Consider the following 17602-nt stretch of genomic DNA (forward strand, 5'->3'; position numbering starts at 1 on the left):
GTTTAGACAAAACTATAACCTTTTGCAGTATTTGAAAAATGACATATTTATGTAAATATTGTAATTTACACTATATTTACAAAAATAATAATTATTATGAAAACCTTTATGGAAAGACAAACTTTTATTGTCTTACATATACTTGCCATTGTAACGATTATCGGCAGTATGTTAACAGGCTTTAGAATTTCACTTGTTAGTCAAGACTGGCTGGCAGCGATATCTGTATTGCTCCCACAAGGTGCAATACATACATGGCACCTTGGATTTGCAGTGGGGTTAACGCTGCTCGTCATCGCATACACAGGTTACTCTTTACGTGCCCCTTTTCGTAGTTACCCATCCATTTATCATAAAATAATTAATTACTTAGGATACATCAGCATTTGCCTTATCGTGTTATCTGGATGGGCGGTTTGGGCAAACTTTCATAGCCATTATGCGCGGAGTATTCACCAAGTCGCAATGTGGTTAATGGTCAGCTATTTCGTGCTTCACGCTTGGATTTATATCTTGCAAAAAGGACGCGGTGTGTTTGGCGCAATATTGCCAAAACGTCTCAAGCTTATGCACGGTGCCATCACACTATGCTTGGTCATATTGGGTCTGTTTATTCATACATTCACCGTAAACACAAGCCACCAGCTTGAAGTACAAACAATGGCTGATACCGTATTTATTGAAATTGATGGTAAAGCCACAGAAGCCCAGTGGCAATCTGCCCCCACGTATACAGTCACAACCATTGGCGGCGCAAACTTTGACAATGGCAGCACCGAAGTTTCCATCAAAGCACTAGCGAATCAATATGAAACCTACTTCCTCATCTCATGGCAAGACAAATCAAAGAGTACCAACCATTTGCCACTGCTCAAAACGGACAATGGTTGGCAAGTACAAGAGAACGGCTTTTATCGCTTTGATGAACGCACCTTTTATGAAGATAAATTTGCCGTCATGCTTTCCGATGGGTGCGAAATTGCTGGGGACAACACCTATCACTCTGGCAGCAAACCAATTAAGAATAAACCGAAGAATTGGCACGGTAAGGGATACCACGCCAGCTTAGATGGCAAAGTCAGAGATTTATGGCATTGGAAAGCCGTAAGAACCAATGATATGTACCTCGCCGATGATAACTTTATTGGACCGCCCAGTGAACATCTCAAAGGAAAACGTCGATACTCAGCAGGTTACCAAGCCGATGGAAAAGAAAGTGGTGCATATGTGATGAACTGGCAATGGTATAGCAGTCAAGGGGTATCGCCAAAACGCTTGCCCATGGATCCACAATCCCATCAAGCTGTTTTGCCATGGTTTGGCTCAAAGCCTTATCAGCACCAACAAGATACCTACCCTATTGGGACTCTTTTGCCTTCGGTTTTGTATCGTTCTAATCGATTTGAAGGAGACAGAGCGGATGTCAGAGCAAGAGGTGAGTGGCACGACGGACGCTGGACGCTAGAGTTAGTGCGCAAGCACAACACCCAATCTAAATATGACATCCCCTTGCAAACCGGAACCTGTATGTGGGTGTCGGCGTTTGACCATGCACAGATTGCGCACACAAGGCATATAAAAGCGATAAAATTGAGGTATGCACTATGATCCAACGGCTTTTAATCTCTGCATTTATCATTGCAGTATTTATCGGTATTTGCTTAGTGCCTCCAGCACAACCTAAGTTAAGCCAACATCCACGATTTACAAAAATAACCCAAGACGGCAAGACACTGTCACCATGGCAAGGCCCATGGGCTTGCGTGCATGACACTCAAAATCAACTACTTTGGGAAGTAAAAACAGATAACGAAACCATTCATGATGGTTATTGGACATATTCTTGGTTTAACGGTGCGCAAGGGAAAGAGAACTTCGGAGATTGTTATTTTGAACCCAACCGCTGTGATACTCAGGACTTAATACGCCGTACCAACGAACAGGCTTTGTGTGGTCTCACTCAATGGCGTTTACCAAGCGCGCAAGAGCTAAGTAGCTTAATTCAAGACCCCGCCTCTCCTGCTTACCCCTATATCGCCAATGACTTTTTTGTGCATATAAAAAAAGGAGATTACTGGAGCGCGGATCACAGCCAACCGTTATCTAAGCAATACCGTCAAGGTGGCGATGGCGCAACCGCAATTAATTTCCATTTTGGTAAAAGTTACACGCTGCCTTACCGAAATGCCGCATTTGTGATGCTGGTCGCCGATCTACCAGCAGCAAATACTTCACCGCAGCTAAGTCGTCGCGAACTAATTACACAACAGAAACAGGAATAATAACTTATGAGAGCGCTCCATTTTGGCCTCGCTTCAACGTTGCTCATGGCAGGTAGTTGCTATGCAGGCAGTGATTACCATCGAATCGTTTGGGATGGTAACCCAAGTAGCCAAGCAACCATTGGTTTTACACCAACCAGCGGATCAAATCACGTGGTGAAATACGGGACTAGTACTGATGAGTCTAGCTGGACCAGCAAAACGGTCACTGCCAGTCATACTTTTGCAGGTAGTTTAAGCAGCCAATTCGTGAAGCTGACTGGTCTGCCTGCTGATTCCGCTATTTACTATCGTGTGTGTGATAGCACGGGATGTGGTCAACATTTATGGTTTAAAACTGCGCCAACATCAACAACGACTGGCTTTGTTGCCATCGCTGGCGGAGATACCCGAACAGGCTGGACCACACGTCGTTCAGGCAATCAAATGGTCGCAAAAATCAGACCGCTATTTATCATGCACGGTGGGGATTATACCAATGCCAACTCGGCGTCGGAAATGAAGGAATACCTCAAAGATTGGCAACTTACCTTTTCCAGTGATTTGATTGGCGGACAAAACTATAAACGTGTATACCCGTTTGTTGCCACACATGGTAATCATGAAGATGATAACTACAAGACCTTATGCCAAGTGTTTGGAGTTGACTATAACAGTGACGGTCAATGTACTAGTGCTGATACTTACGGCGCTTTCAATGTATCTAATTTGCTTCGAGTTTATACGCTCAATAGTCAATATAAAAACAGCGGTTGGTCAAGCTACGCGACTGCTATGAATAACTGGTTAAAGCAAGACCTACATAGTCAAGGTAGCAGTGCTAAATGGCGCGTAGCTCAGTATCATAAACCCATGTACCCGCACTATTCTGGCAAATCTGATAACACCATCTTGCATACTTGGTGGGCCAATAACTTTTATGATCACGCGATGAACTTAGTTGTTGAATCGGACACTCACATCAATAAAATCACAGAAGCACTTAAACCATCAGGCAGTAATTTTGTCAAAACGACCACTGGCGGCACTGTGTATGTTGGTGAAGGAAGCTGGGGAGCACCAGCACGTTCAGCAAACGATCCTAAGTCTTGGACCATTGACTTGGCGAGCATTCAGCAGTTCAAAGTGCTGTCTGTAACACCGAACAAACTTGAAGTGAGAACAGCTCAGTTTTCTTCTTCTACCAATACGTTATCCCGTGAGCAGCGCGCGGCAGATCCATTAGCATTACCTGGTAATGTAAACTGGTGGTACGCAAGTGGCTTGGGCGATATTCTACCTCTGGTCCAAAGCACCTCTGGCCGTTCAATTATTGATACGCCCGATCTGCCGAACCCTAATGTACTTGAAAACGACGTACCTGCAACAGGGTTAACGGGCGCAAAAGGCAGTAAAACCGTTTTCACCATGGACGTGCCAGCCAATGCCAACCAGCTATCGTTTACGACAAGTGGCGGCACTGGAGATGTCGACATGTACGTTAAATTTGGGACAGAACCAACAACTTCAAGCTATGACTGTCGCCCATACAAAGATGGTAATAATGAGTCTTGTACTATCTCAAATGTGCAAGCGGGCACGTATTATGTGATGCTAAACGGTTATGCTGCCTTTAGCGGCGTGTCGTTGGTTGGCTCTTTCAGCTCGGCAACCACCCCTGGCAATAAACAGCAGTGGACGGGGCTTTCAGCGAATAAGTCAAACTGGACTCACAAAACATTCGATGTCCCAGCAGGTACAAGTAAGCTAACGGTTAAAATTAGCGGAGGTACAGGCGATGCAGATCTTTATATCCGCGTAGGTAGCCAACCGACCACTTCAAGCTATGATTGCCGCCCCTACGAAAATGGGAATGCCGAAACCTGCACCATAACTAATCCTACGGCAGGTACATGGCACCTAGGTGTGAGAGCATATGAAACATATAGTGGCGTCACGTTAAGCGCCGAATATTAATCTATATGTAAATTGCCCCTTGCGAAGTCTAAGTTTGCCCCTATCATGTGGGGCATAATCACAAGGGGCAAGTTATGAACTTCTTACATACCATGGTGCGCGTAAAAGATTTAGACGCATCACTTAAATTTTATTGTGACCTATTAGGATTGGTTGAAATTAAGCGCAAAGAAAGCGAAAAAGGTCGCTTTACTTTAATTTTTTTAGCCGCTCCAGGTCAGCTTGAGCAAGCACAAGAAACGTTTTCACCAACAATTGAGCTAACCTATAACTGGGATAGTGAAGAGTACACCGGGGGTAGAAACTTTGGCCATTTAGCATTCGCCGTTGATGATATTTATGCGCTGTGCGACAAAATTCAGCAGGCTGGCGTCACCATTAACCGACCTCCTCGATGCGGGCATATGGCATTCATCAAGTCTCCTGATGGCATTTCTATTGAACTACTGCAAAAAAATCAGCCGTTAGAGCCGCAAGAACCGTGGCTATCAATGCCAAATACAGGCACATGGTAAAACATTAAGAAAAAGCGGAGTCGCTCCGCTTTATTCTGATATATGGTATGAGCTCACCAGCTCCTTCATATACTTTTTGAACCCCAAAGAGTTGGTTGTATTGAGTAAAGGGGTAAACTGCGCTTTATTTGATTTTGGTACCAGAATAGCCCTGTAGTATTTCTGATGGGCTTGATGCGATAAAGATAAACTTGTCCACCAGCCATTTTTCTTAGCAAAGTAAAAAAAAGTTGGCCTGCTAACCACCGCAAAATCCAGTTGTTGCTGCAAAATCAATTCAAGTAATTCCTTTTCACTGCTTGCATCTACTCTTGTTAGCTTCTCTCTGCGCTCAGCTTCTGCCAACTTAGGATAAAAATATCCCTCAACTCCGCCATATTTTTTCCCATGCAATGATGCTTGACTTAGGTATTCAAACGGTTTTTTAATGCTCGATACAAATTCATCCGTGTCGTAAAACAGCGGGTCACTCCAAATAAACCTTTGCTGTTCAATATCACCAAACCATTGGGGGTTAACCCCTAATACGACCCCCGCTAAAGTATCGCGTTCAAGCCGTTGGCGGATCTGCTCTTTGCTCATAAAAACCAACTTATATTGCAGGTTTGGCTGGAACTCATTAAGCAAGTTCACAATATCAAAATACAAGCCTTTTTTGTCCGCCAAACTTTCTATGTATGGCGGTTTGTTGTGGTAAGTATACAAACTAAGGCGCTCTATCTGAGCACTCTTTACACTCAGTGATAATAAAGCAAAAACACCCAATACAAATAACTTTAACAACATAAACCCTAACAATGACTAAACGGCTCTATTTTTAATTTATCCTGTCACCGTTCAGTCATCAAGTTTTATACAATAAAGTTATTGGCAATAGCCCTCATTGTACCTAACCAATAACGTTGCCCCTTGATGGTTACCCGACACCTTGAGATACCCCCAATATTGGCTTTGCCCTGTAAGATTAATGCACTCACCGTTGCCTTCGTTAGCCGACCTCGCCTCGGTATTAGCGTCATTTGGCCAGCCTTGATTGCTATACTCTAAGGTTAAATCACCGCTACCATGCGCTGTCTGAATACTGATGCTACCCTGCCCTTCGACATCTTCAAGACTAAACCACATCGGTGTTTGGCTCGTTAAGCAAACAGGTGTCCCTGCGATCACTCTTCCACCAGATAAACCACCTTGTATTTTGCATTGATCAGGTAACGTAGATACAGGAGGCGTGTAGTCAGCCACTAATGTGACATTATCAAAGCGGTTATAACCGCGTAGCATGATGAAATAGTCTCCACCTGCAGGCAGAGCAATATCACATCGCTCAGCATTGCCGCTGACATACGGGCGACAATCATAACTATCAAGGGTAGGTAACTGGCCGTGTTGAACATAAAGATCAGCATCGCCAGTGCCGCTCGAAGTCACTATTGATAAGTCAGTGGCGCCAGCCGGTAACGAGAGTTTAAAATACTTAAATGCATCTTGTTCTGCGGCCATTGTGACAGGTTGCCCTTTGAGCAGAACCCCCACCTCATTTGTATTTTCTGATACCGCCACTGAAGTCGATGCACTTGCTTGTGCACCTTGCGGATCACTCACTGTGAGTGAAACAGTATAGGTTCCCGGTGCGCTATATATATGCCTTGGGTTTGCACTGGTGCTTTGTGCACCGTCACCAAATTGCCACAAATAAGTCAGAGCTTGCCCTTCAGGATCTGAACTCCCTTGGCTGCTAAACCGGATCTCATTACCAATCGTGCCCATGTAAGGCCCGTTGATAGATGCCACAGGTGCGCTATTGTCGTCACTGCCTGCAAGTGCTAATGTCCATTGAGTAAACTCTTCGTCATAACGCTGAGCCCAATCATCAACCGTTGTTTTATAGCCAGACCAATTACCTTGTCTAGTTTGTGAGAGCATCACTTTAAGTTCTTCAAAATGACGTTCAAACATAAAACGTACCGCCAAATAACCCCACCGATAAATTCTATCTTGATCAAACCCAGCATAAGTCGTGGCAAATATTTCATTGAGCTGATAAGTACTGCCATCTTTTATCGTATCGATGGCTGCTTGGTTGTCATTGAGATTGGCTACGTATTCAGCAACTCCTTCACTCCACCAAACAATCGCTTCAGTCGGCGCATTAAAGTCGCCATATAAGTCAAATCGACCATCTAAGTAATGCACATATTCGTGCTCTAGATTCCAAACGAAATGATCCGCTTTGGCATAGCTGGCCTCATAGGCAACAAAATTTGCCTGATTGCCTACTTTACTTGGATCACCCTCTAAGTACATACCGCCATTATTGGTATCAATCTTAAAGATCGCCTTAGCGTACTTACTGTAATCACCACTGCTATCAAAAATATTCACTTGCAGCATCGTGTTGTTATCATCAGCGACAGGGGTTTGATTAGTCGCTAACATTTGATGAAAACGGGACTCTTCCAGCGCCATCGTTTGGCATGCTGATTCATGCTGCTGTAACGTCATATTTTGTGATCGGATCCGAATCGTCGCGCTACATTGGTAAGTTTGAGATAACGCCTTTTGCGTCAATACGTCTTCAAAATTACAAATGCCGAAGGTATCACAATCAGCATAATAGGTCGCAACATCTGCCGCAGCAAGCCAAATACCATCCCCATACCCAAAGCTTTCAAAGCGGCCAAATAAATCCTTTAGGGCGGTATCTACCAATGGCTGGATAGGTGCATTCTTGTAAGTTTTTAATCTGGCCAGTTCACTGGCTGAATTGATGATGAGAAACTCTGAATCTGAACCAATCATCCAATTTTGCTTGGTAAAGTTAGCTAAGATATTCACTAACTCCGTGTCTGATTGTACTTTTGCGACAAATTCAGTATTCCATTGGCCTCGATACAATATGGTGAATACCCCATTAACGGCACTGCGCATATACCATTTGTCTGCATATGATTGTTCCCACTTCAACAACCATGATTTTACAACCGGTAAATAAACATCCTGCATTTCGGAGGAGTCCATTGCAGTAATGACCTCTTTCAACACCTTACCATGTGCATCAGAGTTGTTATAAAAATGCGGGCTTTTCACAAACTCATCGATGGCAGCACGTACATCAGGTTTTAATTGGGCACCGAAACTCACCGAGTCATTGTAAAACTCTACATAGTAACCGGCACGAATAAACAAGAATAAGGACTCTAAAGATGCACTGCCACTGCCGTCATAACTCGTTGACAACGACTTGGCACGCTGTGCCGCTGCACGCATTTTTTCTGTGGTAAATACGGACGTTTGAATTTGACTCGCCGCACTAAATAACTCATTCACACAACTGGCGCCTTGTTGAATTACCAGATCTGCAATCGTGTGGGAGCTCGCCTGCGCTAATGCAGTCATATCGCATTGCAAAGTGGCGTCCAAAGTACGTGTTGTCATAAAAGCCGAGTTAATAAGGCTGTGCTCATGCTGCGACACATGACTTTGTGCCGTAGGAGAATTATCAAGCTGATGCTGGGTATGCTCATCACCATGGCTGAAGTGCTGCAGTTGTGATGTAACTAGAGGTCTAAATGTTCGCTCAGTTGATTGATGAGCGAAGGATTGTAAACTACATACCACTATGGGCAGTGCCATAGCAAGTGATTGTATTTTCATAATATTACCTTTTTATATGTGTATCCAAACCCGTTAGCGGGAACACTTTTTTAACACAAACGCAATATTGTATACAATATATTTTATATAATATTATTTCATAAACAGCGGATTAAATTCTTTATCTTGGTATTTAAAATACTGAATTATTCCAGTCTAGGCGGGAGTTGCCCTATCGCTCTTTTAAGAGGTAAAGCAATATAATCAACTAATTATAGTGGTGTTGTGATGCAGCTTGGAATCACAAACAAACATGTGCAGGAGCTTGGCGCATGAAACAAAAGTTACTGAGGTATATTTTTATTTACATATTGGATGTTCACGACGCCTTGATTACGCATGGTAACCAGTAGAGTTTGTTTTTCTAGTCTCAACGGGTAATCGCCGTCAGGCAGGTTTTTTCTTGCTAAATTATTCAACCCAGTGATCAAACCTAGCGTCTCTACCTCCTGTTGAGAGGGGATATTCACTTGTCCACGAGCTTTGAAATAATCAACACCTTTATCAACGGCACCTTCAACAACCGACTTAGCAATTTTTCTACTCGCTTCATTTTTCAACGCTTTAAAAAATAATGATTTAAAAATAGTTGCAATCATGACATAGCCTTAATACTGAAACTTAACTTTATTGTGACATATGAAATTATTACACTCCATTACACCACTATATTTAAGCATCTTATTGATTCAAGATCCGTCACGAAATAGATACAAATCGTATCTAAATGTGTCCTATCACAATCAATTGAATTTATAGCAACGTGACTTTGATATCGCGCCACGGTCTATTGCAGCTAATTGGGTCGCGGTTTAATTTCATGTAATGTGCGATGTTGTTTAATTGATTGTACCCAGCAACTTTAGCGTGGTATGCAGCACCATAGGTAATGGCTTTCAGGGCCTCTTGCGGTGAAATACACTGCCCAGAATCCAGCGTACGTTCATCACAAGAATAATTATGAGGCATGGCTTCTATATCACGACCCATTGCTATGTCGGCCAACCTCAACGGGCATATTGGCTCTCGAGGAAAGTCATTATGTAAGCACAGATTACACCCGTGGCTTAGAATGCTTTTGCAAGGTACAAAGAGCTCATCATAGTGATAATCATTGACCCATTTATAACCACATGTGGCCAAACGGCCCACAGCGATACCCACAGAGGTTTTTTCATCAAGCCGACCTAGTTGCGACAGCTTCATCACTTCACAATGATCTAACCGCGCGTGATCATCAATGTGACTTTGATATGTGTAGTAAGTTGAAAAGCGCTGAGCTTTTGAGAAACGTATAACCAGTTTTTCGAATAATAACTCAACAAAATGACTTTGCAGGGCCACTTCAAAATGACTGACCCCCTGCTTTTGAGCCTGTTCGATAATATATTCAAATGTCTTTGGCAGTGAGCTCAATTGCCACAATAACTCTTTGTCACTAAATGCCCAGGGTAATAATGACATCCCCTCCGCATTCACAAAACCCAATGTCTTCACTGAGTCAATAAACCCATTAAACGAGGGCGTTCGCCCAATTGCACTATTTTGGATTTTATCTAACAGCTGTGTATTCACATAAGCCACTGAGAAATTACTGCTAACAATACAAATCGGTCGTTCAAGTGCTAATGCATCGAGCGCCTCAACACTCAGTTTATCCAAAGGCTTGCCCCAATTCACCAAATACGGATCTAAACCAAAGCAAAATAAGCAGTCATCTTTATCGAGGCTACTATTTAAATAATCTAAGGTATTTAAGACATAAGCTAAGTTGTAATCTTGATGCACGCGTTTTGCGCTGCCGCACAAACCAAACAATCCAATATCGGCATAATGACGACACAGAGCGGATTCCACGAGGTAGCTATGCACACTCACACAACTGGGGGCTATCACAGCATCTGGTTCTAAGCGGTGACATCGCACCATCGCAGCGTGCTTTTTTGCGTTTTCATAGACCTGCGAAAATGTCCCTCGTTCCAGTAACTTTCCCTGATAAATGGCCAGCGCTTCTGTCCTGTTCAGTGTTTGTGAAACATCAGTATAAATAGCCGCAGCGTGACGCCCATCATAAATATCAATGTAGTTTTCAGAGGAAAGTTCAGTGGTGGCATTGCTACACTGAGTAAACAAACAAGGAGAGTATTTATCTGCAAGCCGATTTAACCACGTTTGCATAAATGCACTTTCCATAGGATGGTTTTGCAGCATTGGGTTGAGAAAGTGCATAATGGACTCACTCCTAAATCGGTCAAAGATGGTTCTGTTTGAACTTGCGCGTCAATACTACTTAAAAGCGTGTTAACTGCCTTAGGCTAGTCAAGTAAGTACAAAACGAACATTACACCTCATTACAGCCCGCATTTAGTTTTGCTGACGCGGAGTAAATACAACGTGCCTTAAGATTTAAATGCCACTCATGTGCCTGTTCGCGTTTTTCATGTAGACTAGCAAGAAAAATTAATTTCTCTATATTAATTAACTGGTTCCGCTACTTGGAAGTATCATGGCGAATTTTTCTACTCATCTCAAAGCATCTACCATCGTCAGTGCGACATTCAGCTCTGTCTTGTTAAGCATGGCTGAAGTTAATGGATTTCAAGCGCTCGGTTTATTTATTGTTGGCGCACTCGCAGGATTGTTACCCGATCTGGATTCCGACAAATCTAAATCACTCAATAGTCTATTTAGCATCTTTGCGCTACTTGCCGCTGGGATTGTTTTACTCAATAACGACTTTGACTCGGTCATTGAAACCTGGTTAGTTGGCGCCATGGTGTATGTGTGTTTTATGTATGTCATCAAACCTATTTTTGAACATTTTACAGTTCACCGAGCCACCTTACACTCGATTTCTGCGGTACTGATGTTTAGCATGTTAACATTGCATGCAGCTCTGCTTGTGGGTATCACGTTATACATTGCAGTACTGAGCAGTATTTTTATTTTTACTGGCGCAATCACCCATCTCATATTAGATGAGTGCTACAGCGTAGACATTGATAATAAAGAGCTTAAAGCCTCGTTCGGCACCGCAATGAAAATCATTGAACTGCGCTACCCAATTACCTCCTTGTCGCAAGTTATAATCACTGCTGGGTGTATCTACTTTGCACTGCCCTACTGGACAGATATCTCATCCCTATTCACTGCTTGGTCCACAAAATTACAAACTTTGCGCTTTTTACCAGACATGCATAACCTGCCTTGGCAGAGCTGGACATGGTAACCCATTTTAAGCTCACACCGTTGCGAGCAACGCGCATGCAAACAATACTGTACAACTGAATTCGACGCAGTAATTTCGTATAGATAGCAAGTTGTGGTAAGTTACGCGCTCAAAATTATTCGTTACCTTAAATAAAGGATATCCGATGGCTGAGTTTTTTAACCAAATCAGCGGCCTGTTGTGGGGACATATTCTTATATACCTCCTGATCGCAGCCGGTGTTTTCTTTACGATCCGACTTGGGTTTATTCAATTTGCTCAATTCCCGCATATGGTCAAAGTCATGGCCAACAGTCGAAGTGGCGCTGGTGAAGGTATCTCCTCATTTCAGGCATTTTGTACATCGCTTGCAGCCCGTGTAGGCACAGGTAACATGGCCGGTGTGGCCGTCGCCCTGTATTTAGGTGGTGCAGGCGCAATCTTCTGGATGTGGCTTATCGCCTTAATTGGTATGGCAACCAGCTTTGCAGAAAGTGCACTCGCTCAGCTTTACAAAGTGAAAGACGAAGACGGCAACTACCGTGGTGGACCCGCTTATTACATGCAGTATGGTTTGAACAAGCGCTGGATGGGGATTTTATTCTCACTCTGTCTAATCCTTGCTTTTGGCTTAGTATTCAATGCAGTACAATCAAATTCCATTGCCGCAGCATTCGAAGTGGCATTTGATGTACCTAAATATGTAATGGGCATTGTGCTTGTTATTGGTTCTGCATTTATCATTTTTGGTGGTCTGAAAACCATCGCACGCTTTGCAGAGCTCGTTGTACCATTCATGGCATTGGCTTACCTGTTAGTTGCACTGTACGTGTGTTTTAGCAACTTCGAGCTACTACCAGATGTGTTCATGCAGGTGATTAACAGCGCATTCGGTTTGGAGCAAGCAGCTGGCGGTGCTGTAGGCTATGCCGTTATGCAGGCAATGATCCAAGGTATTAAACGCGGCTTATTCTCGAACGAAGCCGGTATGGGTAGTGCGGCAAATGCGGCAGCCAGTGCAACACCAAACCCAAATCATCCGGCATCACAAGGTTATGTACAAATGCTCGGCGTATTTGTCGATACCATTGTGATCTGTAGTGCAACTGCAGCCCTTGTTTTATTGTCAAACCAGCTGGTGCCTGATTCAGGTGTGACCGGTATTGCGTTAACACAGGCAGCCCTTGTAGAACACGTTGGTCAATGGGGTGCAATCTTCATTGCCGTTGCTATTTTCTTCTTCGCATTCACATCAATTGTGGCGAACTACAGCTACGCTGAGACTAACCTAATGTTCTTGCAAGAAAACAAGACTGCCATGATGGTATTCCGTCTGTGCGTATTAGGCATGGTGATGTTTGGCGCGGTGGGTGAGCTTGGTCTGATTTGGACACTTGCTGACATCTCTATGGGTATGATGGCCATTGTGAACGTTGCTGCGTTATTCATGTTGTCGGGTATTGTGATCTGGCTTGCCAAAGACTACAAAGCCCAGCTTAAAGAAGGTAAAACACCTAAGTTTGACCCAAGCAGCCGACCTGAAATAGCAAAAACGCTTCCTAAAGGTATTTGGCGCAAGTAAATTACCACTCACCTTTATCTAAAAAAGCGGCAGTTAATCTGCCGCTTTTTTTGTTCTCCTTGCCTTTCAAAGCGATTAAATCCACTAACTTATATTAAGAGGCCATTAACAATAGAGTGAACACCATGCTTAGAAAGACAATAATTGTTATAGTATAACATTTCAAATATAATGCGCGGCAACCGTCACACAAGTGTGAAAAATTGGAGTATGTAATGCAAAGTGATAATCAGCCAATCTCGGCGATTCCAACCAACATCATCACCGGCTTTTTAGGCGTAGGTAAAACTTCCGCGATTAAGCATCTGTTAGCACAAAAGCCAGAGGATGAAAGGTGGGCCATCTTAGTCAATGAGTTTGGTGAGATTGGCATTGATGGTAATTTACTCAGCGGCAAAAAAGACGAACAAGTATATATTCGCGAAGTACCCGGTGGGTGTATGTGCTGCGCATCTGGCTTGCCAATGCAAATTGCACTCAATCAACTACTCAATGAAGCTAAGCCGCATCGCTTACTCATTGAACCCACAGGACTTGGGCACCCCTTAGAAGTACTGCAATTATTATCAAATCAATATTACCAGCAGCTGCTTAGCCTTGAAAAAGTCATTACCCTAGTCGATGCACGAAATCTCACTGATACCCGCTACACAGAGCATGCGACTTTTAATCAGCAAATCGCCATTGCTGATGTCGTTGTTGGCAATAAGCTAGATTTATATCAAGACACTCAAAAAACACAGCTTGAGCTATTTTTGGCCGAAAAAGGGTTTGAGAGTAAGCAATTAGAGTTTTGCTCACACGGGCAACTCAACCCCCAGTGGCTTAGCGGCAAAACCATCAATAACGCCAAACCGCCTTGTCATCACCACCATCACCATGATGCCGATCCAGCAAGAGACATTAATGCAGAGCCTTTCCCTGAAGATGGCTTCCTAAAAGCTCAAAATGAAGGAGAAGGCTTTGTCAGTGTGGGCTGGCGTTTTGCCCCCGAGCAAGTATTTGACCGAGATAAGCTGAGAGTATTTGTCACCAGTGTCGACGCGGAGCGTTTAAAGGCGGTATTTATCACCATGGATGGTATTTTTGGCTACAACAAAACAGCCGATGGCACGACAGAGGTAGAACTAGACGAATGTATTGAAAGCCGCATTGAGATCATTGGTGAAAACCTAAGTCCAGATCTTGAAGCCACTTTGCTTACTTGTTTAGTAGCCCATCAATAAACACTTACTGACAATAATTTTTTAAATTATTTTCAATAAAACTCTAAACAAAGGAGGGTGTTACAAGTACCAATAAAAATCAGCTGTAAAACAGCTTTAATAAGCGAATCAAAGAAAGAAAGTAAAATGAAAACAAACACATCAATACTCATTGCCGCATTTGCAACGCTGGTATTTTCAAGCGTTACCAATGCATCCGTAATAAATCAAACGAAAGGGAACTTTGAAGACAAGTTCCGACAATTAGACGAAGTGTTGCCAACACCAAACGTGTATCGCAACGCGGCGGGGGAGCCAGGACAACAATACTGGCAACAAAAGGTAGATTATAAGATCAAGGTCTCACTTGATGAGCAAAAACGTCGATTGACGGGTCATGAAAAAATCACCTACCACAACAACTCCCCTTATCGTTTAAAGTACCTTTGGGTGCAACTCGATCAAAATATCTTTAAAGATGACTCCATTGCCAATATGGCAAACAACTTTGGTGGCGTTGGTCGCCGCGGCCCTTACACCAAGCACGGTGATGAGAATAAGCCAGCAAAAATCAGCTTAGGTGAGCTCAGACGCCAACAGTTTATGACGGACAATGAACTGGGCTATGAAATAAGCGCAGTCACGGATCATCGTGGCAAGAAACTCAGCTTTACTATCGTCGGCACACAAATGCGAATAGACTTACCTAAGCCACTGAAATCGGGTGACTCGGTTAAATTTACCATTGATTTTGCATTTAACATCGTAGAAGAAGACGCCGTATCTGCCCGCTCAGGATATGAGCACTTTGCTGATGATCCGCGTCCAGGCGGTAACGATATATTCTTGTTAGCGCAGTGGTTCCCAAGACTCCATGCTTACACAGACTATGAAGCATGGACTAACAAAGAGTTTTTAGGCCGTGGAGAATTCACGTTAGAGTTCGGTGATTATGAAGTTGAAATCGATGTACCTGCCGACCATATTGTCAGTGCCACGGGTGTATTAACCAACCCAAAAGACGTGTTAAGTAAAACCCAGCGTAAACGTTTAAAAGCTGCTAAAACAGCCAAACGACCAGTCTTTATCGTTACCGAAGAAGAAGCACTTGAAAACGAAAAAGCGGGCACAAACAAGCGTAAAATTTGGAAGTTTAAAGCAGAAAACGTCCGTGATTTCGCATGGGCGTCATCACGAAAATTCATGTGGGATGCACGCGGCTACCAGCAAGGCGGTGAAGAGATGCCCTTGGTTATGGCCATGTCATTCTATCCAAAAGAAGGCGGCGACCTGTGGAAGAAGTATTCAACTGAGTCTGTGATCCACACCATGGAAGTCTATTCACGCTTTTCTTTCGATTACCCTTACCCAACTGCACAATCAGTCAATGGCCCTGTCGGCGGCATGGAATATCCCATGATCACCTTCAATGGTCCACGCACCGAGTTGCAAGACGATGGTACACGTACCTATTCTCAAGCAGAAAAACGCTTTTTAATTGGCGTGGTGATCCATGAGATCGGGCATATTTACTTTCCAATGATAGTTAACTCTGATGAGCGCCAGTGGACATGGATGGATGAGGGCTTAAACAGCTTTCTAGATGGCGTAGCAGGGCGTGAATGGGATCCAAACATTCCTTGGGGTGTTGAGCCAAGAGACATTGTCGGCTACATGAAATCTGAAAATCAGGTACCGATCATGACGCAATCTGATAGCGTCTTGAATTTAGGCCCTAATGCCTACACTAAGCCCGCTGCCGCATTGAACATTTTGCGTGAAGTTATCCTCGGTCGTGAGCTGTTTGATTTCGCATTCAAAGAGTTTTCAGAGCGCTGGCGATTTAAACGCCCTACCCCATCTGACTTTTTCCGTACGATGGAAGAGGCCTCAGGCGTTGATCTAGACTGGTTCTGGCGCGGTTGGTTCTATTCAACCGATCATGTCGATATTTCCATCGACAAGGTTTACCAGATGCGCTTAGATACACATGATCCTGACATTGATTTTTCGCGACAACGTCAATTTGAACAAGATAAGCCCTCTTCATTATTTGTTGAACGCAACAAAGCCGAAGGCAAAAAGTTGTGGGTAGAGCTCAATCCAGATATTAAAGACTTTTATGATGACAATGACAGATTCACCGTCACCAATAAAGAGCGCAACGAATACAAAGAGTTCTTGGAATCTCTTAAGCCTTGGGAGCGTAAAACACTTGCCCGCGCACTAGAAGAAGACAAAAACTATTATGTACTGGAGTTTTCGAATATTGGCGGTTTAGTGATGCCGATTTTGCTCGAGTTAACCTATGAAGATGGCAGTAAAGAGAGCCAATATATCCCTGCTGAGATCTGGCGCAGAACGCCTAAGCATGTTCGTAAGTTAATTGTCACCGATAAAAATAAAGTGCTGACCAATGTGGTTGTCGATCCTGGTTGGGAAACTGCCGATGTGGATGTAGAAAACAACCATTATCCACGTCGCATCATCCCGTCTCGTGTTGAAGCGTATAAACAAGCCAAGAGCGAAGATAAGGTTAAACGCGACATCATGCAAGATATCAAAACAGAGCTTAAAAGTGATAAAAAGGAAGGAAGTAAGTAATGACTAACACTGTACACACTTTTTTTATCACATTGGCTTTATTACTCAGCACGGTGGTTTCTGCGCATCAACAAAAAGCCGCTGAAACCACCGTTTTGTTCAATAAAAACTCGGGCCACTTGGAGATCATGCACCGCTTTTATCTTCACGATACTGAGCATGCGGTTCAGTCTTTATTTGATAAAAAAGCCGATATCCTTAATTCAAAAGCAACCCAACAGCAATTTGCAGATTACGTCGCGAAGCACTTTCAGTTGAAAGCGCTGAATGACCAGTCAGTCGAATTAACCAATGTAGGTTTTGAAGTTGAAGGTAAGTTTTTTTGGGTTTATCAAGAAACAACTCTACCCAAGGAAGTACAAGGCTTAAAAATGTATAACGGCTCACTGAGAGACCTTTGGCCTGCACAGGTCAATATGGTCAACGTGGAAGGCAAAGGCAAGGTACGCACCTTGTACTTTAGCCGCAATGATAAGTGGCTCGTGACCAAGTTTTAAAGTAACTTATAGGTGCAGCTGCAAAGTTGCGCCTTTTTGACACAACGCTATTTGCGCAACAATTACAAAATTCAAGCACACATTACTGCCAACCCGCCC

13 protein-coding genes are annotated in these 17602 nt (G+C 43.4%); 9 read left to right on the top strand and 4 right to left on the bottom strand.

Features of this window, described 5'->3' with window-relative positions:
* Positions 1 to 108 precede the first annotated feature (108 nt).
* The 4 genes from JF50_RS10330 to gloA all read left to right on the top strand — a co-directional run bounded on the left by JF50_RS10330 (position 109) and on the right by gloA (position 4753).
* Entirely contained in the window at positions 109 to 1608 is a 1500-nt protein-coding gene (locus tag JF50_RS10330) for an ethylbenzene dehydrogenase-related protein (RefSeq protein ID WP_039609341.1), read from the top strand.
* The gene (locus tag JF50_RS10335; protein WP_039609342.1) at positions 1605 to 2282 is read left to right on the top strand and encodes a DUF1566 domain-containing protein; all 678 of its coding nucleotides are present in this window, start codon (positions 1605 to 1607) and stop codon (positions 2280 to 2282) included. Before JF50_RS10330 ends, JF50_RS10335 begins: the two co-directional genes overlap by 4 nt.
* Positions 2283 to 2288: 6 nt before the next feature.
* Positions 2289 to 4238 (top strand): pre-peptidase C-terminal domain-containing protein, encoded by a 1950-nt coding sequence (locus JF50_RS10340; protein ID WP_039609343.1) that lies wholly within the window; start codon positions 2289 to 2291, stop codon positions 4236 to 4238.
* A gap of 74 nt (positions 4239 to 4312) precedes the next feature.
* A complete protein-coding gene (gloA, locus tag JF50_RS10345; RefSeq protein ID WP_039609344.1) occupies positions 4313 to 4753 on the top strand; it encodes a lactoylglutathione lyase in 441 nt (146 codons plus the stop codon).
* A gap of 30 nt (positions 4754 to 4783) precedes the next feature.
* On the opposite strand, the gene JF50_RS10350 is transcribed toward gloA, so the two are convergent.
* The 4 genes from JF50_RS10350 to JF50_RS10365 all read right to left on the bottom strand — a co-directional run bounded on the left by JF50_RS10350 (position 4784) and on the right by JF50_RS10365 (position 10636).
* A complete protein-coding gene (locus JF50_RS10350) occupies positions 4784 to 5539 on the bottom strand; it encodes a transporter substrate-binding domain-containing protein (protein WP_052262233.1) in 756 nt (251 codons plus the stop codon).
* Positions 5540 to 5617: 78 nt separating this feature from the next.
* Entirely contained in the window at positions 5618 to 8407 is a 2790-nt protein-coding gene (locus tag JF50_RS10355) for a collagenase (RefSeq protein ID WP_152614506.1), read from the bottom strand.
* Positions 8408 to 8691: 284 nt separating this feature from the next.
* A complete protein-coding gene (locus tag JF50_RS10360; protein WP_039609346.1) occupies positions 8692 to 9006 on the bottom strand; it encodes a hypothetical protein in 315 nt (104 codons plus the stop codon).
* A 154-nt stretch (positions 9007 to 9160) separates the two neighbouring features.
* The gene (locus JF50_RS10365) at positions 9161 to 10636 is read right to left on the bottom strand and encodes a hypothetical protein (protein ID WP_039609347.1); all 1476 of its coding nucleotides are present in this window, start codon (positions 10634 to 10636) and stop codon (positions 9161 to 9163) included.
* Between the two features lie 277 nt (positions 10637 to 10913).
* Between JF50_RS10365 and JF50_RS10370 the strand changes: the two genes are divergently transcribed.
* From JF50_RS10370 to JF50_RS10390, 5 genes are all read left to right on the top strand, one after another.
* The gene (locus tag JF50_RS10370; protein ID WP_052262234.1) at positions 10914 to 11636 is read left to right on the top strand and encodes a metal-dependent hydrolase; all 723 of its coding nucleotides are present in this window, start codon (positions 10914 to 10916) and stop codon (positions 11634 to 11636) included.
* A 145-nt stretch (positions 11637 to 11781) separates the two neighbouring features.
* Positions 11782 to 13197, top strand: coding sequence for an alanine/glycine:cation symporter family protein (locus JF50_RS10375; RefSeq protein ID WP_039609348.1), 1416 nt, complete (start codon positions 11782 to 11784; stop codon positions 13195 to 13197).
* Positions 13198 to 13412: 215 nt separating this feature from the next.
* Positions 13413 to 14423 (top strand): CobW family GTP-binding protein, encoded by a 1011-nt coding sequence (locus JF50_RS10380; protein WP_039609349.1) that lies wholly within the window; start codon positions 13413 to 13415, stop codon positions 14421 to 14423.
* Positions 14424 to 14549: 126 nt separating this feature from the next.
* Complete coding sequence (locus tag JF50_RS10385) at positions 14550 to 17006, top strand: M1 family metallopeptidase (protein WP_039609350.1); 2457 nt, start codon at positions 14550 to 14552, stop codon at positions 17004 to 17006.
* Positions 17006 to 17503, top strand: a complete 498-nt coding sequence (locus JF50_RS10390; protein ID WP_039609351.1) for a DUF6702 family protein — start codon at positions 17006 to 17008, stop codon at positions 17501 to 17503. The genes JF50_RS10385 and JF50_RS10390 overlap by 1 nt, the downstream gene beginning before the upstream one ends.
* Positions 17504 to 17602 lie beyond the last annotated feature (99 nt).

The sequence above is a fragment of the Pseudoalteromonas luteoviolacea genome, assembly GCF_000814765.1.
GTDB lineage: Bacteria > Pseudomonadota > Gammaproteobacteria > Enterobacterales > Alteromonadaceae > Pseudoalteromonas > Pseudoalteromonas luteoviolacea_H.